The sequence below is a fragment of the Caenimonas koreensis DSM 17982 genome, assembly GCF_009646335.1.
Taxonomy (GTDB): Bacteria; Pseudomonadota; Gammaproteobacteria; order Burkholderiales; family Burkholderiaceae_C; genus Ramlibacter; species Ramlibacter koreensis.
This window is the reverse complement of sequence record NZ_WJBU01000031.1, coordinates 1-24,029: the sequence shown is the minus strand read 5'-3', so window position 1 is coordinate 24,029 and position 24,029 is coordinate 1. Positions and strand designations below refer to the sequence as shown.

Annotated in this window: 28 protein-coding genes; 14 read left to right on the top strand and 14 right to left on the bottom strand. The window is 64.1% G+C overall.

Annotated elements, in window-relative coordinates; all coding sequences use genetic code 11:
• Positions 1 to 39: 39 nt before the first annotated feature.
• The gene (locus tag GHT07_RS20895) at positions 40 to 768 is read right to left on the bottom strand and encodes a GDSL-type esterase/lipase family protein (RefSeq protein ID WP_153587028.1); all 729 of its coding nucleotides are present in this window, start codon (positions 766 to 768) and stop codon (positions 40 to 42) included.
• Between the two features lie 30 nt (positions 769 to 798).
• A complete protein-coding gene (locus tag GHT07_RS20890; protein ID WP_153587027.1) occupies positions 799 to 1,638 on the bottom strand; it encodes a beta/gamma crystallin-related protein in 840 nt (279 codons plus the stop codon).
• 326 nt (positions 1,639 to 1,964) lie between these two features.
• Here GHT07_RS20890 and GHT07_RS20885 point away from each other — a divergent pair, with 326 nt between their 5' ends.
• Entirely contained in the window at positions 1,965 to 2,444 is a 480-nt protein-coding gene (locus tag GHT07_RS20885; RefSeq protein ID WP_153587026.1) for a hypothetical protein, read from the top strand.
• Between the two features lie 19 nt (positions 2,445 to 2,463).
• Positions 2,464 to 4,734 carry an ATP-binding protein gene (locus GHT07_RS20880; RefSeq protein ID WP_153587025.1) on the top strand — a complete coding sequence of 757 codons (2,271 nt, stop codon included), beginning with the start codon at positions 2,464 to 2,466 and terminating at the stop codon, positions 4,732 to 4,734.
• Here GHT07_RS20880 and GHT07_RS20875 read toward each other — a convergent pair.
• Positions 4,706 to 5,467: an ABC transporter permease gene (locus GHT07_RS20875; protein WP_153587024.1), complete on the bottom strand. Its 762-nt coding sequence runs from the start codon at positions 5,465 to 5,467 to the stop codon at positions 4,706 to 4,708. The two genes, GHT07_RS20880 and GHT07_RS20875, sit on opposite strands and share 29 nt — an antisense overlap.
• A complete protein-coding gene (locus GHT07_RS20870; protein WP_153587023.1) occupies positions 5,464 to 6,417 on the bottom strand; it encodes an ABC transporter ATP-binding protein in 954 nt (317 codons plus the stop codon). The genes GHT07_RS20875 and GHT07_RS20870 overlap by 4 nt, the downstream gene beginning before the upstream one ends.
• A gap of 115 nt (positions 6,418 to 6,532) precedes the next feature.
• Here GHT07_RS20870 and GHT07_RS20865 point away from each other — a divergent pair, with 115 nt between their 5' ends.
• Complete coding sequence (locus tag GHT07_RS20865; protein ID WP_153587022.1) at positions 6,533 to 7,936, top strand: esterase/lipase family protein; 1,404 nt, start codon at positions 6,533 to 6,535, stop codon at positions 7,934 to 7,936.
• Between the two features lie 13 nt (positions 7,937 to 7,949).
• On the opposite strand, the gene GHT07_RS20860 is transcribed toward GHT07_RS20865, so the two are convergent.
• Entirely contained in the window at positions 7,950 to 8,216 is a 267-nt protein-coding gene (locus GHT07_RS20860; protein WP_153587021.1) for a hypothetical protein, read from the bottom strand.
• A gap of 157 nt (positions 8,217 to 8,373) precedes the next feature.
• Between GHT07_RS20860 and GHT07_RS20855 the strand changes: the two genes are divergently transcribed.
• Positions 8,374 to 8,592 (top strand): hypothetical protein, encoded by a 219-nt coding sequence (locus GHT07_RS20855; protein WP_153587020.1) that lies wholly within the window; start codon positions 8,374 to 8,376, stop codon positions 8,590 to 8,592.
• Here the strand turns inward: GHT07_RS20855 and GHT07_RS20850 are convergent, their stop codons facing one another.
• Entirely contained in the window at positions 8,593 to 8,961 is a 369-nt protein-coding gene (locus tag GHT07_RS20850; protein WP_153587019.1) for a hypothetical protein, read from the bottom strand.
• A 159-nt stretch (positions 8,962 to 9,120) separates the two neighbouring features.
• On the opposite strand from GHT07_RS20850, the gene GHT07_RS20845 reads away from it, so the two are divergent.
• Both GHT07_RS20845 and GHT07_RS20840 read left to right on the top strand, forming a co-directional pair.
• Positions 9,121 to 10,041 (top strand): DMT family transporter, encoded by a 921-nt coding sequence (locus tag GHT07_RS20845; RefSeq protein ID WP_153587018.1) that lies wholly within the window; start codon positions 9,121 to 9,123, stop codon positions 10,039 to 10,041.
• 99 nt (positions 10,042 to 10,140) lie between these two features.
• The gene (locus GHT07_RS20840) at positions 10,141 to 10,509 is read left to right on the top strand and encodes a SpoIIAA family protein (protein ID WP_153587017.1); all 369 of its coding nucleotides are present in this window, start codon (positions 10,141 to 10,143) and stop codon (positions 10,507 to 10,509) included.
• Between the two features lie 5 nt (positions 10,510 to 10,514).
• On the opposite strand, the gene GHT07_RS20835 is transcribed toward GHT07_RS20840, so the two are convergent.
• Positions 10,515 to 13,361, bottom strand: coding sequence for a PAS domain-containing protein (locus tag GHT07_RS20835; protein WP_194793005.1), 2,847 nt, complete (start codon positions 13,359 to 13,361; stop codon positions 10,515 to 10,517).
• A gap of 139 nt (positions 13,362 to 13,500) precedes the next feature.
• On the bottom strand, positions 13,501 to 14,436 hold the full coding sequence (locus GHT07_RS20830; RefSeq protein WP_153587015.1) for a M14 family metallopeptidase: 936 nt from the start codon (positions 14,434 to 14,436) through the stop codon (positions 13,501 to 13,503).
• 125 nt (positions 14,437 to 14,561) lie between these two features.
• Between GHT07_RS20830 and GHT07_RS20825 the strand changes: the two genes are divergently transcribed.
• A complete protein-coding gene (locus GHT07_RS20825) occupies positions 14,562 to 15,245 on the top strand; it encodes a hypothetical protein (RefSeq protein ID WP_153587014.1) in 684 nt (227 codons plus the stop codon).
• Positions 15,246 to 15,308: 63 nt separating this feature from the next.
• Positions 15,309 to 15,449 carry a hypothetical protein gene (locus GHT07_RS21350; RefSeq protein WP_194793004.1) on the top strand — a complete coding sequence of 47 codons (141 nt, stop codon included), beginning with the start codon at positions 15,309 to 15,311 and terminating at the stop codon, positions 15,447 to 15,449.
• A gap of 7 nt (positions 15,450 to 15,456) precedes the next feature.
• Here the strand turns inward: GHT07_RS21350 and GHT07_RS20820 are convergent, their stop codons facing one another.
• The 3 genes from GHT07_RS20820 to gshA form a co-directional block, all read right to left on the bottom strand.
• The gene (locus GHT07_RS20820) at positions 15,457 to 15,912 is read right to left on the bottom strand and encodes a hypothetical protein (protein ID WP_153587013.1); all 456 of its coding nucleotides are present in this window, start codon (positions 15,910 to 15,912) and stop codon (positions 15,457 to 15,459) included.
• Positions 15,913 to 16,006: 94 nt separating this feature from the next.
• Entirely contained in the window at positions 16,007 to 16,540 is a 534-nt protein-coding gene (locus GHT07_RS20815) for a DUF1236 domain-containing protein (protein ID WP_194793003.1), read from the bottom strand.
• 118 nt (positions 16,541 to 16,658) lie between these two features.
• Entirely contained in the window at positions 16,659 to 18,212 is a 1,554-nt protein-coding gene (gshA, locus tag GHT07_RS20810) for a glutamate--cysteine ligase (RefSeq protein ID WP_153587011.1), read from the bottom strand.
• 180 nt (positions 18,213 to 18,392) lie between these two features.
• Here gshA and GHT07_RS20805 point away from each other — a divergent pair, with 180 nt between their 5' ends.
• Both GHT07_RS20805 and GHT07_RS20800 read left to right on the top strand, forming a co-directional pair.
• Positions 18,393 to 18,740, top strand: coding sequence for a hypothetical protein (locus tag GHT07_RS20805; RefSeq protein WP_153587010.1), 348 nt, complete (start codon positions 18,393 to 18,395; stop codon positions 18,738 to 18,740).
• Between the two features lie 88 nt (positions 18,741 to 18,828).
• Positions 18,829 to 19,299: an SRPBCC family protein gene (locus tag GHT07_RS20800; protein WP_153587009.1), complete on the top strand. Its 471-nt coding sequence runs from the start codon at positions 18,829 to 18,831 to the stop codon at positions 19,297 to 19,299.
• A gap of 3 nt (positions 19,300 to 19,302) precedes the next feature.
• On the opposite strand, the gene GHT07_RS20795 is transcribed toward GHT07_RS20800, so the two are convergent.
• Entirely contained in the window at positions 19,303 to 19,974 is a 672-nt protein-coding gene (locus GHT07_RS20795) for an alpha/beta hydrolase (protein WP_153587008.1), read from the bottom strand.
• Positions 19,975 to 20,072: 98 nt separating this feature from the next.
• On the opposite strand from GHT07_RS20795, the gene GHT07_RS20790 reads away from it, so the two are divergent.
• From GHT07_RS20790 to GHT07_RS20780, 3 genes are all read left to right on the top strand, one after another.
• A complete protein-coding gene (locus tag GHT07_RS20790; RefSeq protein ID WP_323741048.1) occupies positions 20,073 to 20,459 on the top strand; it encodes an HPF/RaiA family ribosome-associated protein in 387 nt (128 codons plus the stop codon).
• A gap of 206 nt (positions 20,460 to 20,665) precedes the next feature.
• Positions 20,666 to 21,013, top strand: coding sequence for a PA2779 family protein (locus tag GHT07_RS20785; RefSeq protein WP_194793002.1), 348 nt, complete (start codon positions 20,666 to 20,668; stop codon positions 21,011 to 21,013).
• A gap of 76 nt (positions 21,014 to 21,089) precedes the next feature.
• Positions 21,090 to 22,016 (top strand): PA2778 family cysteine peptidase, encoded by a 927-nt coding sequence (locus GHT07_RS20780; protein ID WP_153587006.1) that lies wholly within the window; start codon positions 21,090 to 21,092, stop codon positions 22,014 to 22,016.
• 35 nt (positions 22,017 to 22,051) lie between these two features.
• On the opposite strand, the gene GHT07_RS20775 is transcribed toward GHT07_RS20780, so the two are convergent.
• Positions 22,052 to 22,402 carry a hypothetical protein gene (locus GHT07_RS20775; protein WP_153587005.1) on the bottom strand — a complete coding sequence of 117 codons (351 nt, stop codon included), beginning with the start codon at positions 22,400 to 22,402 and terminating at the stop codon, positions 22,052 to 22,054.
• A gap of 215 nt (positions 22,403 to 22,617) precedes the next feature.
• Between GHT07_RS20775 and GHT07_RS20770 the strand changes: the two genes are divergently transcribed.
• Entirely contained in the window at positions 22,618 to 23,493 is an 876-nt protein-coding gene (locus GHT07_RS20770; protein WP_153587004.1) for an NUDIX hydrolase, read from the top strand.
• A 33-nt stretch (positions 23,494 to 23,526) separates the two neighbouring features.
• Here GHT07_RS20770 and GHT07_RS20765 read toward each other — a convergent pair whose 3' ends face one another.
• Positions 23,527 to 23,793, bottom strand: coding sequence for a hypothetical protein (locus tag GHT07_RS20765; RefSeq protein WP_194793001.1), 267 nt, complete (start codon positions 23,791 to 23,793; stop codon positions 23,527 to 23,529).
• Positions 23,794 to 24,029: the final 236 nt, after the last annotated feature.

Here is a 24,029-nt window from a genome sequence, read left to right as displayed (position 1 = left end):
CCAGCCCTGACTTCATGGGGGCTGTGCGGGGCCAGCGCCTCAGCCCAGCGGGCGCGCGAGCAGCCGGTCCAGCCGCCCCTGCTGTTGCAAGCTCGAATACCAGAGCCGGTAGCCGGCATCGCTGGGGTGCAAGCCGTCACGCGCGTGCAGCTCTTGCGGGCGTTGCGCAAACGGATCGTCCTCGCGCTTGAGGTACATGTTCACGTAAGTCGCGTCAGTGCGCTGGGCGGCCTGGCTCACCAGCGCATGCAGCGTTTGCGAGCGCTTGTCCATCAACCACGAGACAGGCGCGTAGAAGAATGGTGCGTTGCCCACGTTACCGGGTGGCATCAGGATCACGGCAGGTGCATGCTGCTTGGCAAGGTCTGCCACTTCGAAGATGCTGGCGCGCAGCGCGTCTTCATTCGTCATGCGGATCACATCGTTGCCGCCACCCAAGACGAGCACCGCGTCGTACTTGCCTTGCACATCGCGCAATTGCCTGACGAAATCGGCATACCGCGCGCCGTCAGCGGCGCGGTTGTCGATGCGAAGGCCGTTGTGCGACTTCCCGATCAAGCCGGCGACGCTGGCCGCTGGTGAGCTGGCGCCTGTGCCCACGGCCGTGCTGTCGCCGATCACCAGCAGGCTGGCGCGCTCTGTAGCGGGCCGCGATTGAAAAGGCTCGCTTGCGCGAGCCAGTTGTTTTGCTTCGTCGATGCGCCAGACCGTGCAGCCGGCCACCGCAGTCAATGCTGCGGCAGCCGTTGCTGCCAGGCCCCACGTCATCGCGCGTCTATTCGCGATGCCCATGGCGCTTTAGCTGCGCGGCTCGCCTGCGCTGTTCACCAGGATGATCGAGCTGGCAGGCGGCGTTGCCATTTGCACGCGGTGCTCACGGCCTTCGAACATGTAGCTCACATCGTAGTAAGCAGGGGCCTGGTTCACTGCGGTGGTGCAACGCTGCACGTCTTGCGTCACAACGCCGTTGTTGTAGCCGCCGCCGCTGTTCGCGCCGATGGCCGCACCGCCCACCACGCCCAGTGCCGTGGCCGCGTCCTTGCCGCTGCCGCCGCCGATCTGGTGGCCCAGAATGCCGCCGATCAACGCGCCTGCAACCGCACCACCCACATTGGGGCCGCTGTTGTTGGAGGCCGAGCCGACTTGCTCACGCTCGATCCAGCAACGCTGCTGGGGCGAGCCGACGACGGCACGCACATCCGTCACGCGAACCTCATAGAGGCGCTCGTCCGGGCGGCGGCTGTAGTTGTAGGCAGGTACCACGGCGACTTGCGGGCCGTAGACGGGGGCGTAGCGGGTGTCGGCAATGCGTTCAGCCGGCGGAATCTCGCGCACCGACGAGATGCGGTTGTTCAGGCCCATGCCCTGGATCGATGCGTACTGGCCGGGGCGCAGCACCACACAACGGCCTTCGTAGCGTGCGTCTTCACACACTTCCCAGCGCGCATTGCGATCGCCACGAACAATCACTGAAGAGGCGCGGTCGTTGAAGCCAATACGCTCGAAGTTGCGAATGTCGCTTTGCACCGTGATGCCCGGGCCCGTGAAATTCTCGTTCTGGTAGAACGTGACGTCGGCCATGGCGGTGGTGGCAATTGCAGTAGCGGCGATTGCCAGGGCTGTCTTGAGATATTTCATGTTCGTGTTCCTTCAGTAGCGCTTGTTCAAGAGGTGGCCGCCCAATCAGTCGATTGCCCGGCCTGCTGTCAGCACCGTAGCCGTTTGCGTGGCTGCGGCGAGTCGCCGGGTGGAGCGAAGGCGTGTAGCCCGCGCGGCCTGCCTGGTGTCGGACAACTGCCCAACGCCCATGGCATGGCACCGTCACGCTGCCCCCGGCGCGGCTTGCTTGCGCTATGGTTGGCCGTGCTTTGCCAACCCTTCATTCACCAACCAGCCTGCCCGGCAGTCCTGCGCGGGGTCGCGCGGTGAAGGCGACTCCTGCACGCCGCCGCGCAGCAATGTGCATGCTGCTGGTGCTTGCGTCCCTCGGCGCGGCGGTGCGCTACTGGTCGCCCGATCCCTCGCTGGCCCATGACATCGGCACCTTGATGCTGGTGTTGTGGCTGCCCGCCATTGGCAACCTCATTGCGTATGTCGTGCGTGAAGCGCAGGCCCGCATGCACCAGCGCGCCGGCTTCGACGCGCGGCCGCTGTTCACCAAACACTTTTGCGCGCAACTGGTCGTGGTGCCCGGGCACGCTGCGCTGGTGCAATCTATGGCGGCGGGCGACACGCGCTGCATCGTGCTGCTGGGCACCGAAGCATTCAGCGCACGCACTGCTGTGCCGCTTCGAACACTGCTTGGCATCACCACTGGCGATGCGGTGCTTGCCGAGATCGAGTTGCTCAGGCCCGAGCTGGCACTTGCGCGGCTGGTGGCGCCAACACGCTTTCATCTCGTGGTAGGGACGACGGCAGTGGCTGAAGGCACCGTGGCGCCCTAGCCCTTACCATCAGGGCCAGATGAGTCAGTTACCCCCTAATGCCCTTGCCACAGGCATCCCCAGCGCCGGGCCCGGCGCGCGCACCAGGGCTCGCCCCTTGCGCATGCGGCTGCTGCTGCTCACCGCCAGCGGCTTGCTTCCACTCGTATTGCTCATGGCATGGGGTATCCAGCACCTGATTGATGAGCGCCAGCTGCTCGCGCAGCGCTCCGTGCTGGATTTGTCTCGCGCGCTCGCCAGCACCGTTGATGCAGAGCTGCGGTCCACCGCTGTCCTGCTCGACCAGATGAGCGCGTCAGACGACCTGGAGCGCGGCGACTTTCGCAGCTTCTACCTGTCGGCACGCCGCACCGTCGAGCAGCTCGGCTGGCGGCAATTGATCGTGAGCGACAGCGAAGGCCGTGTGCTGCTGCGAACCGCAGAGCCTTTCGGCATGACCGACCCTGCACCGGTCGATCCGAAGAGCATGGCGCGCATGGTCGCCAGGCTGGGGCCGGTGGTCACAGAGGTCATGCAGACACCGCAGGCGCCATCTGAAACGTTTGCCGTGCGGATACCCGTGCTGCGCAGCGACAAGCTCGTGTATGTGCTGACGGCAGAGCTGCCTGCCGACAAGATGCTCGGCGTGTTGGCGCGGCAGTCCATTCCCGCTGGCTCGATCGCATCGGTGCGCGACCAGAGCCTGCGCCAGGTGGCACGGTCCATCAAGGCGGCAACGCCTTTTCCGTCGCCGTCGATGAGGGCGCTTTTTGACCGCGGAACGAGCGAAGGCGTGGGCCGCACGACGACCAGCGAGGGCGTGGAAAGCTATACCGGCTTCACGCGTGTGGCCGACTGGGGCTGGTACGTGGTGGTGGGCACATCAGTCGATGGGGCCAACGCCATCCTGTATGACTTGCTGCGCGCCGTCGCCTTGGGGCTCGCGGCGTCGCTTGCGCTGTCGGCGCTGCTGGCGTGGGTGTTGTCGCGACGCGTGCTCGCACCCATCGACGAGCTCAAGGACGCCGCCGCATCGCTGGGCCGCGGCGACCCGGTGGCCGTGCCTGAGCTGAACATCCTCGAACTCGATGAAGTCGCTGTGGCACTCAAAGACGCAGCGGCAGAGCGCGACCGCGCTGCTGCCGAGCGCGAGCAGCTCACGGCACGCATCAGCGAAGCGCTGCGCGCCGCCGAGGACGCCAATCGCAGCAAGGACCAGTTCCTGGCGATGCTGGGGCACGAGTTGCGCAATCCGCTCGCGCCGATTTCCACTGCCGTGCAGATCATGGCCATGAAGGGCGACGAGAAGACGGCGCGCGAGCGACGCATCATCGAGCGCCAGCTTGTGCATGTGACGCGGCTGGTTGACGACCTGCTCGATGTGTCGCGCATCACCAGCAAGCGGCTCACGATCACGATGCAGCCGGTTCAGATCGCCGTGGTGCTGACGCAGGTGGTCGAGACGATCCAGTCGTCGCTCTACCAGCGCTTTCTTGCTCTCGAACTGGCGGACGGCGCCGAAGACGCCTGGGTTACCGGCGACGAAGTGCGCCTGGTGCAGGTGTTCAACAACCTGCTTGTGAACGCCATCAAGTTCACACCGGCTGGTGGGTCGATCCGCGTGAAAGCCGCGGTGGTCGATGGTGCGTTGCGCATCGACATTTCGGACTCGGGCATCGGCATGTCGAGCGATGACCTGCGCCGGGTGTTTGACCTGTTCTACCAGGCGCCGCAGACACTGGACCGCGCTCGCGGCGGGCTGGGGCTGGGCCTGCCCATCGTGCGCAGCCTGGTGGAAATGCACGGCGGCCAGGTCAGCGCCACGAGCGAAGGCATCGACAAGGGCAGTTGCATCACTGTTGTGCTGCCGCTGTGCGAGACGCCTGCCACGGCCGCGCCGCAACCCGCCGGTGCCCTGGCGACGGGTGCCGGCAAGGTGCTGGTCGTTGACGACAATGAAGACGCTGCCGACACGTGCGCGACCTTGCTGGAAATGTCGGGCTACACCGTGCAGACGGTTTATGACCCGAAGTCCGCACTCGAGGCAGTGCGCGAATTCGCGGCCGATGTGGCAATTCTGGACATCGGCTTGCCGGGCATGACGGGGTATGAGCTGGCCGCCAGAATGCGCGAGGCAGGCTATCGCGGCAGGCTCGTCGCGCTGACGGGTTATGGGCAGACGAGCGACATCGCAATGGCCCAGCGGGCGGGCTTCGACGCGCACCTCACCAAGCCTGTGGCGCCAGATGCGCTGCTCGATGTGGTCAAGGGCCTGAGCGCGCTCAGGTCTTCAGCCGATAACCCGTCCTGAAGATCCACACGACGCCGCCCAGGCAGATGAGCATGAAGAGCAGCGTCATCGCCAGGCTGATCTCCACGCCGACATCCGACAGGCCGTAGAAGCTCCAGCGGAAGCCGCTGACGAGATACACCACCGGGTTGAACAGCGTCACCTTCTGCCAGAAGGCGGGCAGCATGTCGATGGAGTAGAAGCTGCCGCCCAGGAACGTGAGCGGCGTGACGATCAGCGTGGGGATGAACTGCAGCTTCTCGAAACCATCGGCCCAGATGCCGATGATGAAACCCAGCAGGCTGAACGTCACGGCGGTGAGCACCAGGAACAGCACCATCCAGAACGGATGCTCGATGCGCATCGGCACGAACAAGGCGGCTGTGGCCATGATCACGGCGCCCAGCAGGATCGACTTGGTTGCCGCGGCGCCCACATAGCTGATCACCGTTTCGAGGGGCGAGACGGGCGCCGAGAGCAGCTCATAGATCGTGCCGGTGAACTTCGGGAAGTAAATGCCGAACGATGCATTGCTGATGCTCTGCGTGAGCAGCGACAGCATCACCAGCCCCGGCACGATGAACGCGCCGTAGCTGATGCCGCCGACTTCCGGAATGCGCGAGCCGATCGCCGAGCCGAACACCACGAAGTAGAGCGATGTTGAAACAACGGGCGAGACAATGCTTTGCAGCAGCGTGCGAAACGTGCGCGCCATCTCGAAGCGGTAGATGGCGGCGATGGCGTAGAGATTCATGCTGCCTGCTCCTGCGCACCATGCACGAGGCTCACGAAGATGTCTTCGAGCGAGCTTTGCGCCGTCTGCAAATCCTTGAAGGCGATGCCGGCCTTGTCGAGCTGGTCAAGAATCGCGGCTATGCCCGACTGCTCGCCCTTGGCGTCATAGGTGTAGACCAGCTCGTTGCCGTTGGACGTGAGCTCGAGCGCGAGCGCTGCCAGCGCGGGTGGAATGGCGGTGAGCGGCCGCACGAGCTGCAGCGTCAGCTGCTTCTTGCCGAGCTTGCGCATCAGCTCCGCCTTTTCTTCGACGAGCACGATCTGCCCCTTGTTGATCACGCCGATGCGGTCTGCCATTTCTTCGGCTTCTTCGATGTAGTGCGTCGTGAGGATGATGGTCACGCCGGTTGCGCGAAGCTTGCGCACCAGCTCCCACATGTCCTGTCGCAGCGTGACGTCCACGCCTGCCGTCGGCTCGTCCAGAAAGAGCACTTGCGGCTCGTGCGACAGCGCCTTGGCAATCATCAGGCGGCGCTTCATGCCGCCCGACAGTGTGCGGATCTGGTTGTCTTTCTTGTCCCAGAGAGACAGGTCGCGCAACACCTTCTCGATATGCGCCGGGTTCTTCGGTTTGCCGAACAGGCCGCGGCTGAACGTGACGGTGTTCCACACCGACTCGAACGCGTCGGTGGCCACTTCCTGCGGCACCAGGCCGATGATCTTGCGTGCGGCGCGGTAGTCGGCATTCACGTCATGGCCGTCGACGCTCACGCTACCGGCACTGGCGTTGACGATGCCGCAGACGATACTGATGAGCGTTGTCTTGCCTGCGCCGTTGGGGCCGAGCAGCGCGAAGATCTCGCCGCGGCGAATCTGCAGGTCGATGTTGCGCAGCGCCTGGAATCCTGACGCGTACGTCTTGGAAAGGCCCTGGATGGAAAGGACGTGGTCAGGCGTGTGGTCAGGCATGTGGCCGCGACGATACCTGATTCGCGTGGGTTTTGCTCCCGCGCGAACTCGGCCTTGCTGTTCGCAGGTTCGTCGTGTCCAATCTCGTCAATCATCACGAATTGCTGTACCTCGGATGTTCAAAGTACTTCTCGCCACCTTGCTGCTGGCCGCAGCCTCGCTGGCTGGCGCCGCACCCGCTGTGCTGGCGCCCTCCCGGTTCAACGACACCTCGCTCGTGGACGCAGCGCCACTGGGCACCCGCACGCCGCTGCTGCTGGTGCATGGCCTGGGCGGCGGCAACGAGGGCTGGGAAAACTTCCTGCGCGCCTATGAGCAAAACGCCTCATGGCGCGCGATGTTCAAGCCGTATTCGTTCATCTACAGCACCGCCGCCTCCGAGGTACTGCAAGACCCTGCGGCGCCCCGAACCATCAGCGCCGTGGGCGCCGCGTTGCGCGCGCAGATGCAGCTGTTCTACGGCAAGCCGCAAGCCGCTCCCGACTATGGGTTTGGCAACAAGCGTGTGGTGATCCTCGCGCATTCCATGGGCGGGCTGGTGGCGCGCGCCATGATGCAGGAGCAGGTGTTCGCCGATGGCCAGCGCGGGGGCGACAAAGTGCTGCACCTCATCGCGCTAGCCACACCGCACCACGGCACACCGCTGGCAGATGTGGCGGTGAAGCTGGGGCTGCAGACGGTCGCGGAGATCAGCGACACGTGGCCGGGCTTCATCAGCGGCTCGGCATGGACCAACTACGACGGGCTCGATCTCGCATCGCCTGCCTGCAACGGCTGGCTCGCGACGCTGAACAACTACGCACCCCTGAATGGCGCGGTGCTGGGCAAGTGCGGCGCTGTGGCGGGTGTGCCGCTGCCCGGCTTTTATGAAAAGATCGTTGCGTATGGCGCCCGCGATTTGCAGTCGCCTGACCTGGCCATCAGCTTCGGTGCTTTCAAACCCGGCTCATCAGCGTCGCTCGTGCCTTCATACAGCTACCTGCACGATTCGCTGCCCCGCAGCTATGGCAACGATGCGGTCGTTCCGTTGGCAAGCGCGCAGTTCGAAGGCGCCCCGGTCTTCAGGCGTGCACAGGCGTATGCCTGCGACCACCGCTACATCCGCCGCGGCTACCAGCAGGCGGTGATCATCTGGAAGGGCAGCTACGACGAATGGGCCTTTTGCCAGGCCACACCCGGCGATGCAGCGTATACATCAGGGTCAGGCAGTGGCTACGCGGTGAGCGGCTCCATCTTTGGCGCGCCAGGCGGAATCATCGACACGATCAAGGCGGCAACGCAGGCCGAGCGTGTGATGGACTGGGCGGAGATGGCGTTCGCGGCAGCGCTGCGGGCACCTTCACCACCGGCAACGTCCATCGGCATGGGTTTTTACTACCGCTACTACGCAACGTCGAACGCCTATGTGGGCGTCAAGGATGGTGTGGTGTTCTATATGGGGCCGGCGTCGGGCCAGCAACTGGTGGGTGTGGCGACGCTGGCCAGCCTGTTGGCGAGCGCACAGGCAGCGGGTTACTGATACCGGGGCGGGCCTAGTCGGCGCCTTTGCAGCCCGGTGTCGGGCAGGCCCATGCCTGTTGTGAGCGGCGGCGCGCGTTGCGCAACACCATGGGTGACTCGCAGATGGGGCACATCGGCAAAGCGGCCGTCATGTCCCAGGAGCCCTTGTCCTGGCTGGGCGTCAAAGTGCTGCCAGCTTCCTCGGTCTTGGCGCTGCCCGCACGCAGGCGGGCTATCACCAAGCCTACGAGCACCAGCACGATGCCCCACACCAGCCACGACGATTTCAGCAACTCCATGGGTTCAACTCATCCTCTGCGCTTCATCTTAGCGATTCCTTGCCGGGCACCGCGTCAATTTTTCACGTGTTTTCCCGTGGTCAAACGCGCTGTTGACTGACAGCGGCCAGCGCCTGGAGGCGGTGCAATGGCGCTGAACCCATCGAAAGAGACTCACATGACTCAACAAGCGATCATTCGCGGCGAAGTCTGCTTCCGGGCAGGCGACGGCGCGCTCATGCCGATCCCGCCCGGCCCTGTCGAGATTGAATTGACCGAAGAGAGTGCAACCGTCTCCTGGTCTGACCCGGAGGGCAACCCCGGCGTCACGGCCATCACGCTTGATGAGTACGAGCGCTATTGCAAGGAAGGCAAGATCAGGACGAAGGCTGAGTAATCACTTCAGCCTGCAGCGAAACGATTTGCCCGCAACGCGCCAGATGGCGTCGGTGCCTGCACCAATGAACTCGTAGGGGCTGCTGCCGCCGCCGAAGCGAAAGCCCGCGCTGCTGGGCTGGCGTGCCAGTTGCAGGTCAAGGCCGCTGTTGAGCGTGGCGCGGGCACTGTTGCTGCCCTCGGTGATGACGATGGTGGACAAATCTTCACAGCCATACGTGAACGAGCGGCCCTGTAGGTTGTTCGCGGGCGGCGGGCCGGGGTTGAGGATGACGGGCGGGTTGTCGCCACTGCGGCGATAGTGGTCGCGCTCGGGCGCGGCGCAGGCGGCCACGGCGAGCGTGGCGAGGGCGATGGCAATGCGGTTCATGACGACCTTTCCTGATACACGATCATTCTGCATTGTGCCCCGCATTGGGGCGGGCTGAGGCCTTCCGGCACTTCGTGTCCGGCCTGCAACGGGCGAGCGCGTCAACAACGCAGGTGTCTGGCAGGTGCGCCGGCGTGTTACGGTCATGCAGTGACCGCCATGACCTTCGCTTACGCCTGGATTCCGATCGTGCTCTGGGCCGCGCTCGCGCAGACGGCGCGCAATGCAGCGCAACGCTCGCTCGTGGCCAAAGCGGGCACGCTCGGCGCGACGCTCGCCCGCTTCCTGTATGGCTTGCCGTTCGCCGCCGCGTGGGTGGCGCTGTTGCATGCCTTGCCCATGACGTCCGGCGCCGTCCCGCCATTCAACCTGCCGTACGTGTCCTGGCTGATGCTTGGCGCACTCGGGCAGCTCGGCGCGACGGCCTGCCTTCTTGCTGCCATGAAACAGCGCAACTTTGTCGTCGGCGTCGCCTTCTCCAAGACCGATGCACTTCAGGTGGCGCTGTTCGCAGCACTCTTCCTGCACGAGGTGCCGGGCTGGTTGACGATGCTCGCGATCGGGCTGGCCACTGCCGGTGTTGTGCTTTTGTCGATGCCCCAGAAGGCGGCTGCGCTTGCCGGCGGCGCGCGCGCATGGTCCAGCGCTGCAGCGCTCTATGGCCTGGCTTCGGGCGCCGGCTTTGCATTGTCGGCAGTGGGGTATCGCGGTGCGGCGCTGCAGTTGCCCGGCGTGTCGCCCTGGTTGATCGGGGCGTGGGGCGTGCTGCTTGCACAGGCCGCGCAGTCGCTGCTGCTGGGCGGCTGGCTCGCCTGGACATCGCGCTCGTCACTGGGCGCGATTGCGCGCGAGTGGCGCGTGTCCACCGCCGCCGGCTGCGCGGGCGCGCTCGCGTCGATTGGCTGGTTCACGGCCTTCGCGCTCACGTCTGCGGCGAACGTGCGCACGCTCGGCCTGGTTGAGGTGATCTTCAGCTACGTTGTGTCGCACCGCCTGATGCGAGAGCGGCTCACTACTGCAGAGCAAGCCGGTCTAGCGCTCGTGGCCATTGGCTTGCTCGCGCTCTGCATGCAGCTCTAAGAAGGCATGCGCCCGAAGTGGGCCAGGCGTGAACAACGTCACACGCGCTGTCTGCCAAAGTTACTCGCCACAACGTCCAACAAGTCGGAAAATCTGCGCATGGGATTTCAAGTCGACATCAATCGCTTCGTTGACTACATGGAGGTCGTCGTTTCGGGGCCTTCGGACATCAAGAGCTTCGTCGACCTCGTGCACGACATCGAGGAAGACAGCCTGAGCTGGGCTGACCGCAAGGTGCTGGTCGATCTGCGCCATGTTGCAGGCCAGCTCGACGCAACCGAGCAGGTCTTCCTCGGTGAGCTGGTCGCGCAGCAGCTGCCGCACCTGGAGAAGGTCGCGTCCGTCGTCCCCGCCGAGCAGATCACCCGCAATAGCGAGGCCGCGGCCCGCACGCATGGCATGCAGCTTCGTGTGTTTGTCTCGCATGATGAAGCTGTGTCCTGGCTGCGGGAGGGCGCCGCCGCCTGAAGCCTTCAGGCGGGGCCGGCAGGTAGCGTGAAGAAAAACGTGGCGCCCCGGCCGGGTTCAGCATGCGCCCAGATCTGGCCGCCGTGCCTCAGGATGATGCGTTTGGCAGTGGCCAGGCCAATGCCCGTGCCTTCGAATTCCGCGTCACTGTGCATCCGCTGGAACGTGCCGAAGAGCTTGGCCGAATAGGCCATGTCGAAGCCCGCGCCGTTGTCGCGCACGAAGTACTCCCCGCGTTCCACCGACCCGCCCACCGTGATCTCGGCCTGGCCTCGCTGCGAAGAGAACTTCCATGCGTTGCCCAGCAGGTTTTCCATCACGGAACGGATCAAGGCGCGGTCGGCCCAGACGCGCATGGCCGGCTCGACGCGTGTGACCACCACGCGCTCGGGGTGCTCGGCCTGCAGCCGGTCCAGAATCTCTTGCGCCATCACGCTCAGGTCGATGCTCACCTTGCCAAGCTCGACTTGCGCCACATGCGACAGCGCGAGCAGGCCGTCGATCAGCTGCGTCATGTGGTCGACGCTGGCCCGGATGCGCGAGAGGTAGTGTTGCGCTTTGCTGCTCGGCACTTCTTCCACCTGCTCGGCCAGCAGCTGGCTGAATGACGCCACGCGCTGCAGCGGCGAGCGCAGGTCGTGCGAGATGGAATAGGAAAACGATTCGAGCTCGTGATTGGACAGGCGCAGCGCGGACTCGACGGCCTTGAGCTCCGTGATGTCCGACTCGACGCCGACCCAGAAAGCAATCTTGCCATCCGCATCCCGCACCGGCGTGGCCCGGTACGACATGGTGTGGTACGTGCCGTTGCTCGCCAGGATGCGCCTCTCGCCGGCATAGAGCTGGCCCATGTGGCTCGAGTGGCGCCAGTTCTCGATCATCGGTGCCCTGTCGTCAGGATGAACCAGCTCGATCCACTCGGACAGCTGCCACTTCGGCGGCTCACCTCCGACCAGCTCATACCAGGCGCGGCTGAAGAAGGTGATGCAGCCGCGATCGTCGCAAGTCCAGATCGGCAAGGGCGCCTGCTCGGCCAGTGCGCGAAAGAGCGCTTCCTGCTTGGCGAGTTCGGCCGTGCGCAGCGCGATTTTTTCTTCGAGGCTAGCGTTCAGGTCCCGCACCTCCTCGAGCAGCTTCACCCGCTGCGTGATGTCCTGCTGCGCGCCTTCGATGCGCACGATCGTGCCGGTGCGGTCGCGCACGGCCTGGCCGATGGAGCGCACCCACACCGGCCTGCCGGTGGCGGTGACCATTTCAACTTCGACATCAAAGGGCGTTCCGCTTTCAATGCAACGCTGCACAGCCGTCGTCGCGATTTCCTTTGTCTCCGGCCGCATCAACGCAAAGATTTCGTCGAGCGTCGGCGAACTGCCGGGCGCCATGTCCAGCAGCGCCGATGCTTCATCGGACCAGTAGATGCTCTGCGTGCGCGCATCGACCATCCAGCCGCCCAGCCGCGCCAGTCGGCCCGCCATGGTCAGCAGCCCCGCCTGCACGCGCAGGCGTTCTTCGGCCCGCTTGAGCTCCTCCACATCCGTGGAGGTGCCGAACCACGCCTGGATGCGTCCGTCGTCACCGCGGAAGGGCACGGCGCGCAGGAGCCGCCAGCGGTACACGCCGTCGTGGTGCAGCAAGCGCTGCTCGCGCTCCATAGGCACGCCGGTGCGGATCATCTCGGCCAGGATCGCCTGCGATTCTGCGCGGTCTTCAGGATGGATGAGCTCTGCCCAACCGGTGCCCATCGCGTCTTCGACCGGATGGCCCGTTGCTTCGGCCCAGCGGTCGTTGACGAACTGCAGCCGGCCCAGCTTGTCGGTGATGAAAACAATCTGCGGCATGGCCTGCGCCATCTGCCGGAACCTCAGGTCATCTTCGCGCCGGCGGCTGGCCTGCCGCTCGAGCTTGGCAACCAGCACGCCGCACGCGAGGATCGCAGCGAGCCAGACCATGGCGGTCAGGCCCGCAAAACGCCTCCAGGGCGCAAGCAGCGCTTCATACCCGCTGCCGACGACCACCAGCAGCTGATCAAAACCCGAAAGTGCCCGGTAGGCAAAAACCCGTTCGACCGAATCGACCACGCTGCGCGCAACAAAGCTGCCGCTCGTGGGGTTGGCCGGCAGGTAAGACGTGAACAGCGCCTGCCGCGACATGTCCTGGCCCAGCTCAGCGGCAGCGAGCGGGCTGCGCATCATCAGGATGCCGTCACGGCTGTAGAGCGCGATCGCGCCGTCGGCGCCCAGATCGATTTCCCGCCAGACTTTGTCGAAGTAAGGTGGCTCGACGGCAGCGACGATGACGCCCTTGATGCGCCCGTCTGCATCGCGCCACGGCCGCGCTGCACTCATCAACCATGAGCCCACGCTACGGCTGCGAATCACGGTGCCGATAAAAAAGCCCGTCGATGGTTTTTCCTGGAAGACGCGAAAGTAATCGCGATCGCCCAATGCGAGGCCGATGTTGCCTTCATCGGAGTCCAGGCGTATGCGCCCTTGCATGTCGAGCACCCAGATCGCGCGCACGAACGGCAAATCGCGAAGATGTTCTCGCAGCAGCGTGCGTGCCGTCGCTTCGCCAAGCGTCCCCTGCGACTCGAGTGCATCCAGCCCGCTTGCTGCGAGTTGGAGCCGCTCATCCACGGACTGCAGCGTGCGACCCGTCTGCTCGGCGATCACCTGCGACAGCGAGCGCGTCAGCACCTCGCCGGAGCGCAGTGCTTCGGCTCGCAAACCGTAGAGCGCCAGGCCGATGAGCAGGCCCGAGACGAGCGTCAGCACCGCAAACACACGCACAGGCGTGAAGCTCGGCACCGGCGACGGTGCCGCGGGAAAACCTGTGCGCCTGAACTCAGGCATTCGGCCGCGCCAGACCATCGCACCCCCTTTGACTCATAGGCCGATGATGCACGAATCGTCCTGCTGCGTGGCGCATCATCCGAGTGCCTCAGCTCATCCTGACAGCGATGTTTTCAGCACGAGGTTTTGGCAGCGATGTTCACAGCGGACGCGTGAGGTAGACAAACTCGCGCCCGACGATGGGTTTGCGTGACGGCATGAACACGGTGCAGGCGTCGCATGGCGCGCGCACCTCCTCTTCACCGTCAAAGCCAATGAGCTCACCCTTGTCGAACGACTCGAGCCCCTTGACGGGCCGCGCGAAGTACGCGCCCTCGGCCTTCACCACCGCGGTGGAGAGCAGCTCGAAGCGGTGTTGCTGGCCGACCGTGGGCCACGACGGCAGCGTGTCGATGAGTCCGAAATGCGCAAGAAAGCGCAGCGTCACATCCACGGCCAAGTCGGCCGATGCGCGTTTGAAGTGCTGGCCGCATTCAGCGACGAGCGCGACGCCCTGGCCGTGAGCCTCGCCGTGCAATCCGTGTTCAATGAGCGGCGTGCCCGTGCTCATCCCGCCCGGCATCACCAGGTGAACGTCGGGCCGCCCCAATGCGAGTGCGACGCGGGCGTTGCGCTCGAAAGCGGGATACACCCAGAACGGCTCGACCTCCTGCGCCGTCGAGTGAATATCGAGGATATGGTCAGCCGCAGCCACGACGGGCCGCAGCGCGCGCGCACGGCGAATCTCGGGGCTGTCCAGTTCGCCATCGAGCCACTGCGGGGACCAGATGCGATTGAGGTTGTGCACCAGTTGCCGGCTCGCGAACGGATCATCCTGGCTGAATGATTCGTAGGCCTCCACGTTCGCAAAACTCACCGTGAGCGTGCCCACCTTCGGTCGGACATTGTTGTCCAGCAGGTGCGCCGCTGCGACCATGCCGCAGAACTCGTTGCCATGCGTCAACGCATTGACCAGCACATGCGGCCCCGGCTTGCCCGAGTCGAAGCTGTGCACATAGTCGATGCCTGTGTTGCCGGCCCGATAAGCGTCGAGGCTGCGAGGAAGCACCTCGAAAGTAGTTCCTTCGTGTTGCATGACGACTCCAGTGTGGGAAGGAGCAGTCTCCTTCATTTATGGGATGCTTTCACTCTCACATTTTGTTACGATGACCAAACAATGAGTTGCAGGCGCACTGCAACGTCGGAGCAGTGATGGGGTTCTTGAGCAAGCTTTTCGGAAGTGCCGCCAAGCCGGCGAAGGTCGCGAATTCGCGGCCGCACTCGCAGATGCATTCGCAGCTCGTGTCAGGGTTTTCACAGCAGTCAACCAATGGCCCGACGGCATCCTCGTCCAACGCAACGCGCCGCGAGCTTTTGCGCGTCGTCTTGCGTGACACGCTCAATCGGCAGGGAATCCCCGCCGCATGGCTGGGCGCTGAAACACTGATGTCCACGTCGCGCCATCACGAGACAGGCATCCACTGGCGAATCCTCGTCAAGCACTGGGATCCGCGCCTGATGGAGCACAGCGTTGCGATACAGCACGCGCTGATCAAGCGCGTCATGACATTCGACCCCATGGCCTCGAACTGGCTGACTGGAATTTCGTGGCAGTTCGCGCTGCCGGACGAGTCAGTCTGCCCGCCGCTGCCACACCAGGCCGCGTGGACGGCGCCTCCACCGGAAAAGCCAATTGTGCGGCCCGCTCCTGTGGCGTCGGGCGGGTCCGGCGACGTGATTGCCGGGCCTGTGCGAATTGCCGAAGCGCCAAACTCGGCCGAGGAGCAGACTCTGGCTGATCTCGAACGGCTGATGGCACTGCGTGAAGCCGATTTCCGCACGCACGCCGCTGGCGCAGAGGGCAGGCGCCCCACGTTTGCAGCGACGGAGCCGGCAAAGCTCTGAACGGCCCGCTCGACGCGTTAGCATCGGCGTTCTGAAATTCAACCCGACACGCGAGGAGGCAACATGGCCAAGGGCGACCAACGCAACGAGAAGATGGTGAAGAAACCCAAGAAGGACACTTCACCACCGAAAAACGGCGCCTCTGACAGGCCGATGCCACCCGTCACCGTGGTGGTGCCGCGCGGCAAGCTGAAGAACAAGTAAGCGTCAATCAGCTCGCGACATGCTCGATCATGTCGACAACGAGCTTCGTGCCCGATGAGATGAGCAGGATGTCATCGGCAGCGCGCACGTATTCATAGCCTTTCGGTACGGGGGGAAGCGCCGCGCTGATCTCGGAGACCGGATAGACCTGCACGGCGGGCTGCAACTCCTGCCCCACAGCCCAGTAGCGTGTATTCCATGGCGAGGCGCACGACTTGCCCTTCTTCTCGAGCCCCTCCGGGCACTCCTTGGCCTTCGCATACTTCTGCGCGAAAGCACGGCGAACAGCTGTCTTTTGCTGGTCGCTGAAGAATCCACCGAACTTCACGCCCATGGCCGACTGGGCGGCCGTGTTGGGCGTTGCGGTCGCGTTGGCCGCAGAGCTCGCGGCAACCAATGAGAACGCCGCGGCGGCACACGTTGCCACCAAAGCGGGCTGAAAGCGCAATCCCTGAAACATCATCGGGTCACTCCTGCAAACGATTGGATCAGTGCATCGTCCACTTCCGCGATCGCTGCCGGTGTAGGACCATGCCGCTGATACGTGAGCGTCGCAGTTATCCGAGCAGGCCCTGGATGATGTCCACGATCAGGTTGTTCTGCGTCTGCACAAGCACGATGTCACCGCCAATGCGCGCATAGCGGTAGCCATAAGGTGCGGGGGGCAGCTGCACGAGGACAGGTTGCGGCACCGAATACACGGCTACGCCGCGCGGCACAGGTTGCCCGACGCTCCAGCGCGCCTGGCCCGGCGGCATGCAGCCATTGTTCTTTTTTGCCAGGCCCGGCGGGCAATTGCGGGCGCGGGCGTAGTGGTCCGTGTAGTACGTGCGGGCGTACGTGCGATGCTGGTCGGTGAAAAAAGCGCCCTGCCGGATTTCGACACGCTCGCGCTTGGCCTGCTTTTGCTCGGCCTTGTACGCGTGCTTGTATGCCTTTTCGCGCTCCTTCTGGGCATGCTTGTCTTCTTTTTGCTCGTGCTTGCCCTTGTCGCCGCCGTGGTCCTTCGCGAAGGCGGTGGGTGCGGCGGCGGCGAACAATGCTGCGATTGCAAGTGCAACCAGGCGTTGTGTGGATCGAATGCGGCTCATGAGTGTCTCCGTTGGCATGCGCGGTTGTGCGCAAGCCATGAGCATGGCCGGGCAACTGCAGAGTCCGAGTAGGACGCCACCGCATCCGGGGACAAGCGAAAGTCTCAGCTTCTCGCGGTCAGACCTGCGCGAGCGCGGGCTTCACCGCAGCTTTGGAAAGGCCAAGCCTCTCGGCAGATACATATTGCTGGCGATAGATCTCAAACGGCATGGTGTCGGAATCCTCGATCGCCTTCTGGTCCCTGAGCGATTGTTCGCCCAGCGCGGCAAATCGAGCTTGCTGCGCCGCACTGAACGGCAGCGCGAGCAATTTGGCCTTGGTCTGCTGGGACTGCGCACGCGTGAACGCCATGAACGAATCGGCGTAGTCCTGCTTCATCACATCGAGCACGCGTGCTGAAGGCAGCATGTCCGGATCGGCAAGCACGGCCTGCGCGGAGCGGATTGCATCGGTGTAATCAGTCGTCTCGTGTGTGGCGTCGAGGGACGCTGCGATCGGCGCTATCTCGGCGAGCAGTTCGCCGGCCCATTGCGTCAGCGTCACGTTCTCAGTGCCGCGCTCGAGCGTCAGGCCCGGCTGCCGCCCGAAGGCAGCTGTCTTGTGCTGGTTGCGCCCGAGCGCCGCGATTTCTGCGGGCGTGTCCGGCGGGCTGTCGGACAGCAGGCAATGGAGCAGGAACGCGTCAAGAAAGCGGATGGTCTGCGCCTTGATGCCAATCGTCACGAACGGGTCGAGGTCGAGCAGGCGCACTTCAACGTATTCAACACCGCGCTCGCGCAAGGCATGCAACGGACGCTCGCCGGGGTAGATCACGCGCTTGGGCCGGATCGTGCCGTAGAACTCGTTTTCGATCTGCAGCAAGCTGGTGGCGAGCTGGTTGTATTCACCGCCGGGGTTAACGACGGCGATCGCTTCATAGCGTGGGTACGGTCGCGTCAGCGCCTCATGCAGCGACGACGCATAACCGTCCAGGCTGTTGTAGCTCACGCAAAGACTCGCCTGTGCTTCGCTCTGGTAACCCAGGCGGCCCATTCGCAGCGACGTGCCATGCGGCATGTACATCGTGCCCTCGCCAAGCGGCTGCAGCTCGTGCTGGCGGCCCGCAACAAAGCTCGAACACAGCGCCGGCGATGCGCCGAACAGGTACAGCAGCAGGAACGCATGCCGGCGAAAGTTTCGGATCAGGGCGAAGTACTGCTCGCTCGTGACTTGCGGCATCGACCAGTTGTAGTGAATGCCCGAGATGGTCTGCATGCGGCGGCCATAGCGGTGCGCCAGGCCCATGCGATACACGCTCTTGGCACGGGCAACATTGGACGAGCCGTACTGGCCGATCGGGATCGTCTCGTCGGCCGGCAGGTTGCACGGCATGCTCGACACCCACAGCATCTCGTCGCCCAGCGCTCGGTAGGTGAACTGGTGCACCTGCAGCAGTTCTTCCAGGCACGTTTCAGGTGTGGAGTGAACGCCGGTGATCAGCTCGAGTTGCGACTCGCTGTAATCGGTGGTGATGTTCGGGTGCGTGAGGGCCGAGCCGAGCGCAAGCGGGTGTGGCGTCATGGCGAGGCCGCCGCTGTTCGTTGCGCGCAGGCTTTCCTTTTCTATGCCGCGGCGAATGCCCTTCAACCGGTCGGCAGAAAGGGCGGAAAGGCGTGCCGGCAAGGATGTCATGGGCGAAGGAGCGAATAGGTCTGAACGGGTACGGCCCGCACGGTATCACGGCGCACGATTTCGTGCTTGAGCTGCATACAACTAGGCAGCCCCACCTACGAAATCGGCCTGCATTAGGGCGCAGGCACTAGCACCCGTCGCCAGAATCGGCTGCAACTTCAACCACTCTTTGAGTCGCACATGCAAACCCAATCTTTCCAGTCCACGGCCACCACCTTCATCGCCTCTTTCGGCAACAACGCGCACAGCGCCATCAGCATGTATCGTGACGCCGGCGAACGCATTGCCGGTATCGTCGACCAGCGCTGGAAGGCAGCTCTCAAGGAAAGCAGCCCGCACCTGAGCGCCGAGACAAAGAAGAATGCAGCGCACGCCAAGCACGTGATCGGCGGCTACTACGCACGTGGCCTGGCCCTGTCGGCAGACGGCGCGAAGGTCGCGGTGGACACCGTGGTCGGCGCGGCGATTGCAGCTGTCGAGCGCGCAGCATCGCTCAAGCAAGCCTACGAGCAAAAGACCGCTCAATAACTGCAGAAGCGATAACTCGACCGCGGTGCGGGCACGGTGGCAGAATCAGCCCACCTTCGTTCCACAAGAAATCAAGAGGAGAGCACCGATGGCTGTGACTGTCAGTATCGACCTGGGCTATGAGTTCGAGGTCAAGGCAAAGTACGACGACGTTTTTGCCGTACTTTCCGATGTGCCCACATCGGTCTCGTTCTTCCCCAAGGTCGACAAGCTGACCGACATGGGCGATGGTGTGTACAAGTGGGAGATGGAAAAGGTGGGCACCGCGCAGGTGAACATCCAGACCGTTTACGCCAGCAAGTACAAGAGCGACAAAGCCAAGGGCACCGTGGTGTGGACGCCGGTCAAAGGCGTGGGCAACGCCCTCGTCGGCGGCCACTGGAAGCTCAAGGACAACAAGAAGTCCACTGCCATCGAGCTCAAGACGTCCGGCACCATCGAGCTGCCGCTGCCCGGCTTGATGAAGATGGTCGTCGCGCCCATCGTCGAGGGCGAGTTCGAGAAGCTGGTCGAGAAATACATCGCCAACCTCATCAAGAAGTTCGGCGGCGAGGTCTAGGCCTTACGTCTTCGCAAGCGTGCGCACCAGCCACGCATTGAGGTCCTGGATTTCTTCCATGCACACCGAGTGGGCCATCGGGTACTCGTGCCACTGCACGTCGTAGCCAAGGCCCTTGAGCATGTCGCGTGAAGCGCGGCCGCGTTCTGCGGGCACGACGTTGTCTTGCGTGCCATGGCCCATGAAAATCGGCGTCATTACATTCGCGTCCGTGCGCTCTGCCACGGTGGTCCCCGCCAGCGGCAAGTAGCCCGACAGGCCGACGATGCCCGCAAGCCGCTCCTTGTATCGCAGGCCGGTCATCAGCGCCATCGCGCAGCCCTGCGAAAAACCCATCAGCACGATCCGGTTGGCGGCAATGCCCCGTTCTACCTCGCGTTCAATCAACGCCTCGACCTGCAGGCGTGACCGCCGCAGGCCTGCCTCGTCTTCGCGGCGCACGAGTTCCATGCCGAGGATGTCGTACCAGGCGCGCATCTCGTAGCCGTTGTTGATCGTTACCGGGATCACAGGCGCATGCGGAAACACATAGCGCACGTCGCCGATCGACGCCAGGTCGATTTCCTGCGCGATGGGCACGAAGTCGTTGCCGTCGGCGCCCAGGCCGTGCAACACGATGATGGTGGCGCCGGGGTTCGGGCCGGTTTGCTGTTCAATTGTTTCGAGCGCAGCCATGGATGTCTCCATTTGGATGCGCGAGCATAACTGCACGGCGTCCTACACCTGCCGCAATTGCGGGCCATCACACTGGGTGAGAATCAATCATCACAACGGTGACGAAAGGAACAACGATGCAGGTGCAAGTCAACACGGGCCGCGGATTGCAGAACAAGGAGTCGCTCGACCGCTGGGCGAGCGAATTTCTGGGGGACTCGCTCTCGCGTTTCCGCCAGGACATCACCACGGTGGAAGTCCAGTTGTCGGATGAGAACAGCGCAAAAAAAGGTGCCGCCGATATTCGTTGCATGCTTGAAGCGCGCCTGACTGGCCACGAACCGCTCGCGGTGACACACCACGCCAGCACGCAGGACGAGGCTTTCCGCGGTGCAGCACAGCGCCTGCTGCATGCGCTCGATCACAAATACGGCAAGCTCGACCGGCACCATCAACCGGGCCGCGAAACGATCCGCAAGGAGCCGGCTCCCGAGTCGCCGCTGTGAGCGCACGGGGCCTGGCGCCTCGCGCGCCTGGCCCCAGTCAACCCGTCGCCCGGCCCCAGGTCGAGCTGTGTCCAGAACGCCACGCCGTCGCACTCGCACAACTGCCGCTAGCACAATCTGCCCTGCTGCGCGTATATTGGCTCTGCGCCATGCTGCGACTTGCCGCGGCGCTCCGCTACGCTCAACCTACTCCAAGGAGCCTGAAGATGAGTTCAATGAAGAAAATGACCTGCCGCGCATTGGTGGTGTCCCTGCTTGCGCTGTCCTTCCAGACAGCGAACGCCGGGATGATCGGCGCCGACCAGGCCGCTGCGCAAACTGACCGTGCGATGGTGCTGAGCGTGCTCAGCCGCGCCGAGACGGCCAGCCAGCTGCAAGCCCAGGGCATCGATCCTGCTGCCGCTCGCGCTCGCGTCGCAGCCATGACCGACCAGGAAGTCCAGGCGCTCGCGCAGGACATGCAAACCGCACCGGCAGGCGCCATGAGCAGCGGTGGCTGGTGGGCCGTTGTCATCGTCGCAGCACTGATCTGGTACTTTGCTTACCGCAAGTAACCTGCCCGGCCGCCTTCGCGGCGGCTTGAAGTCAAAAGCCCGCCTCTGCGCGGGCTTTTTCTGCTGTGCGCTCCTCATGCTCGCCACCGGCTGCGCACAACTGGTTCCGCAAACCGTGGCCCTGCGCACGGATTGGCCCGAAGGCGTGCCGCGCACCACGGAAATGAACACCGTGCCGTTCTTTCCCCAGGACGACTACCAGTGCGGCCCTGCGGCATTGGCCACCATCCTGTCTTACAGCGGCGTCGATATCACGCCGCAGGCATTGGTCGATGAAGTGTTCCTGCCCTCGCGCAAGGGAACGCTGCAAATTGAAATGCTCGCTGCGCCACGCCGCCATGGACGCGTGTCGTATGCACTCATGCCCAGCTACAGCGACATGCTGCGCGAAGTCGCCGCAGGCAACCCCGTGATCGTGCTGCAGGACGTCGGCGACATGTTCACCGAGTGGCACTACGCCGTCGTGGTGGGATTCGACTACCCCTCCGGCACCATCTACCTGCGCTCGGGCGACCGGCGCCGCAGGGAAGTGCCGTTCAGCTACTTCGAGCGCGAATGGATCAAGGGTGGCTACTGGGGCATGGTCGTGACAGCTCCCGACAAGATCGCGGCCACCGCAACAGAAGAGCGATGGGTCAGCGCCGTGGTCGCGATGGCCCGGTCAGCCCCGAACGAAGCCGCGCAGGCCGCGTACGCCGCGGCGCTTGCACGCTGGCCCGACAACATTGCCGCTGCTGTCGGCCTGGCGAATGAATATCACGCCAGCGGCGCCTACCAGCTGGCCGTGCAGGTGCTACGCATTGCGCAGCATCGCCACCCCGACTCGCCCATCGTGATCAACAACCTCGCGCAGGTGCTGTTCGACCAAGGCCGCTACAACGAGGCGCTCGTCACCATCGAGAAGGTCTCCGACAAACAAGGCCCCTTTGCCGCGGACATCCGCTCGACGCGCGCGATGATCGAAGAGCGGCTCGCGCAGCAAAAAACCGGCAGGCGCCCGTAGGCACACTGCCGGTTCGGCGGGGTCAACGCTGCAACTCAGTTGCGGTCTTGCCTGGCCGGGGGCATGGGTTGCTCAGCGGGTGCACCCATGGCCACAACGGTTTCCTGCGGCGCCTGGGCCACCGGGGCCGGTGCCTGTGCAGGCGCCGGCTGCTCGACAACAGCCACTTCAGGTTCACGCGTGATGGTCGCCACGCGCACTTCTGCGGCTTGCGTCAGCACACCCGTCTCGCCCATGGGCGTGATGTGCGTGCTTTGCGTGCCCGCGCCGATAGCGTGGTTCGACACAAACGGATTCGGCGGCTGGCCCTGTGCCACTGCGATGCCAAGACCGGCGATAGCGCAAGCGCCGACAACCAGACCGGCAATTTTGCTCATGGTGCTCATGTGAAACTCCTTCAAGTTGATTCAAGGGGTTGGCAGCGAAGCTCGCTCCCAGCTGTTTCACAGCCTACCGAGTCACCAGTGGCGCAACGTCAGGTCGGGCCTCTTCCATCTGTCGGACATCGGCTGTGAAGCGTGCTGCCGCACTTCCGACGTAGAGCAGGCAGCAGTCATGCAGGCGCTGGCGATCAACGTGGGCGTCTGCTAGCCTTGTGACCATGCAAGTGAATCTGGAACACTCCGACGCGCCTGTGCGCGACGCGGCCACGGTCGTGATGCTGCGCGATGCGCCCGATGGCCTCGAAGTCTTCCTCATGAAGCGGCACGGCCTGTCTGACGTGCTCGGTGGCGCGTACGTGTTTGCGGGTGGCAAGGTTGACCTCGCGGATGCCACGATCGACATCGGCGCGCATCTCGATCACCCGGCGCACACGCTGCATGCGCTTCTGGGCGAGCCCGGTCTGCAGCCCGAAGCCGCAGCAGCGCTCTACATAGCCGCACTGCGCGAAGCGTTCGAGGAAACAGGCGTTCTGTATGCGCACGGCGCCACAGCGGCTGACGCCGCGCTCGCATCCGGGCTCCTGCGCGAAGGGCGGGCGTTCGATGAAGTGCTCGCAATGATGAACCTGCGCCTGTCCACCTCGTCATTGCAGCCGTGGTCGCGCTGGATCACCCCCTCAGTGGGTGGCGTGATGCGCAAGCGCTTCGACACGCGCTTTTTTTTGGCAAGCGTGCCCGCCGGCCAGCAGCCGCATCACGACAATCACGAAGCCACCGAGAGCGCATGGCTCACGCCCAAAGCGGCGCTCCAGCAGTATTGGGAACGAACCATCGAGCTGGCGCCGCCCCAGGTCATGAGCCTGGCGCACCTGTCGCGCCATGCCAGCGTTGCCAGCGCCGTGGCGCAAGCGAGGACGCACACACCGCCTGTCATACACCCCGAGCCCTGGGAGCATGCCGGCGACCGCGTGATCTGCTACCCCGGCGACGAACACCATTCGGTGCGTGAGCGCGCTATGCCGGGCCCGACGCGGCTGCACTATCGCAACAAGCGCTTCGAGCCGGAAGGCGGCTTCGAGGCGCTATTCGATTGACGCTGGTGTTTTCAGTGGATTTTCAGTGGTGCGTTACTTCGCCGCGACGTCCATGATCGGGTCGCGATAAGACGCAAACACGGCCTGCAACGGACGTGTCTCAGGCAGGACGTAGATCACCGTCTTGCCGGCTTGCACCGTGGGGCGCAGCACCTGTTCATAGAACGAGGGCGGCAGGTTGATGCAGCCGAATGAAATGCGGTTGTCGTCGGGCGTGGGTGAGGCCAGCCGCTCCAGCCGGTGCTCGGCCTTGACGAGCGGGCGCACGCGGTGCATCGACACGGCGGCATCGTAGTCCACCCAGACCACATCTTCGCCACCAGTGTTGACCCCGAGTTCCGCAATGAAGCGCCCTGCAGGCGTTGTCTTTTCTTCGGGTTTGACTTGCGAGAGTGGCTTTTCGCCGATGCCGGGGAAGGGGTCCTTTTGATTTCAGTGCAGAAAGTGACGGTTCGTGCCTCCCCGCAGAGCGAGCATTGGCACGGGGTCGGCGCCAGTAGCACGCGCAAGTGCTTGTCACGCCTTGAGTTTCTGTT

Bases quoted from the DNA above. Each gene is read 5' to 3' on its own strand.
- GHT07_RS20895 (WP_153587028.1), bottom strand. From the start codon at position 768: ATGACGTGGGGCCTGGCAGCAACGGCTGCCGCAGCATTGACTGCGGTG.
- GHT07_RS20890 (WP_153587027.1), bottom strand. From the start codon at position 1,638: ATGAAATATCTCAAGACAGCCCTGGCAATCGCCGCTACTGCAATTGCC.
- GHT07_RS20885 (WP_153587026.1), top strand. From the start codon at position 1,965: ATGCTGCTGGTGCTTGCGTCCCTCGGCGCGGCGGTGCGCTACTGGTCG.
- GHT07_RS20880 (WP_153587025.1), top strand. From the start codon at position 2,464: ATGAGTCAGTTACCCCCTAATGCCCTTGCCACAGGCATCCCCAGCGCC.
- GHT07_RS20875 (WP_153587024.1), bottom strand. From the start codon at position 5,467: ATGAATCTCTACGCCATCGCCGCCATCTACCGCTTCGAGATGGCGCGC.
- GHT07_RS20870 (WP_153587023.1), bottom strand. From the start codon at position 6,417: ATGCCTGACCACACGCCTGACCACGTCCTTTCCATCCAGGGCCTTTCC.
- GHT07_RS20865 (WP_153587022.1), top strand. From the start codon at position 6,533: ATGTTCAAAGTACTTCTCGCCACCTTGCTGCTGGCCGCAGCCTCGCTG.
- GHT07_RS20860 (WP_153587021.1), bottom strand. From the start codon at position 8,216: ATGGAGTTGCTGAAATCGTCGTGGCTGGTGTGGGGCATCGTGCTGGTG.
- GHT07_RS20855 (WP_153587020.1), top strand. From the start codon at position 8,374: ATGACTCAACAAGCGATCATTCGCGGCGAAGTCTGCTTCCGGGCAGGC.
- GHT07_RS20850 (WP_153587019.1), bottom strand. From the start codon at position 8,961: ATGAACCGCATTGCCATCGCCCTCGCCACGCTCGCCGTGGCCGCCTGC.
- GHT07_RS20845 (WP_153587018.1), top strand. From the start codon at position 9,121: ATGACCTTCGCTTACGCCTGGATTCCGATCGTGCTCTGGGCCGCGCTC.
- GHT07_RS20840 (WP_153587017.1), top strand. From the start codon at position 10,141: ATGGGATTTCAAGTCGACATCAATCGCTTCGTTGACTACATGGAGGTC.
- GHT07_RS20835 (WP_194793005.1), bottom strand. From the start codon at position 13,361: ATGCCTGAGTTCAGGCGCACAGGTTTTCCCGCGGCACCGTCGCCGGTG.
- GHT07_RS20830 (WP_153587015.1), bottom strand. From the start codon at position 14,436: ATGCAACACGAAGGAACTACTTTCGAGGTGCTTCCTCGCAGCCTCGAC.
- GHT07_RS21350 (WP_194793004.1), top strand. From the start codon at position 15,309: ATGGCCAAGGGCGACCAACGCAACGAGAAGATGGTGAAGAAACCCAAG.
- GHT07_RS20820 (WP_153587013.1), bottom strand. From the start codon at position 15,912: ATGATGTTTCAGGGATTGCGCTTTCAGCCCGCTTTGGTGGCAACGTGT.
- GHT07_RS20815 (WP_194793003.1), bottom strand. From the start codon at position 16,540: ATGAGCCGCATTCGATCCACACAACGCCTGGTTGCACTTGCAATCGCA.
- gshA (WP_153587011.1), bottom strand. From the start codon at position 18,212: ATGACATCCTTGCCGGCACGCCTTTCCGCCCTTTCTGCCGACCGGTTG.
- GHT07_RS20805 (WP_153587010.1), top strand. From the start codon at position 18,393: ATGCAAACCCAATCTTTCCAGTCCACGGCCACCACCTTCATCGCCTCT.
- GHT07_RS20800 (WP_153587009.1), top strand. From the start codon at position 18,829: ATGGCTGTGACTGTCAGTATCGACCTGGGCTATGAGTTCGAGGTCAAG.
- GHT07_RS20795 (WP_153587008.1), bottom strand. From the start codon at position 19,974: ATGGCTGCGCTCGAAACAATTGAACAGCAAACCGGCCCGAACCCCGGC.
- GHT07_RS20785 (WP_194793002.1), top strand. From the start codon at position 20,666: ATGAGTTCAATGAAGAAAATGACCTGCCGCGCATTGGTGGTGTCCCTG.
- GHT07_RS20780 (WP_153587006.1), top strand. From the start codon at position 21,090: ATGCTCGCCACCGGCTGCGCACAACTGGTTCCGCAAACCGTGGCCCTG.
- GHT07_RS20775 (WP_153587005.1), bottom strand. From the start codon at position 22,402: ATGAGCACCATGAGCAAAATTGCCGGTCTGGTTGTCGGCGCTTGCGCT.
- GHT07_RS20770 (WP_153587004.1), top strand. From the start codon at position 22,618: ATGCAAGTGAATCTGGAACACTCCGACGCGCCTGTGCGCGACGCGGCC.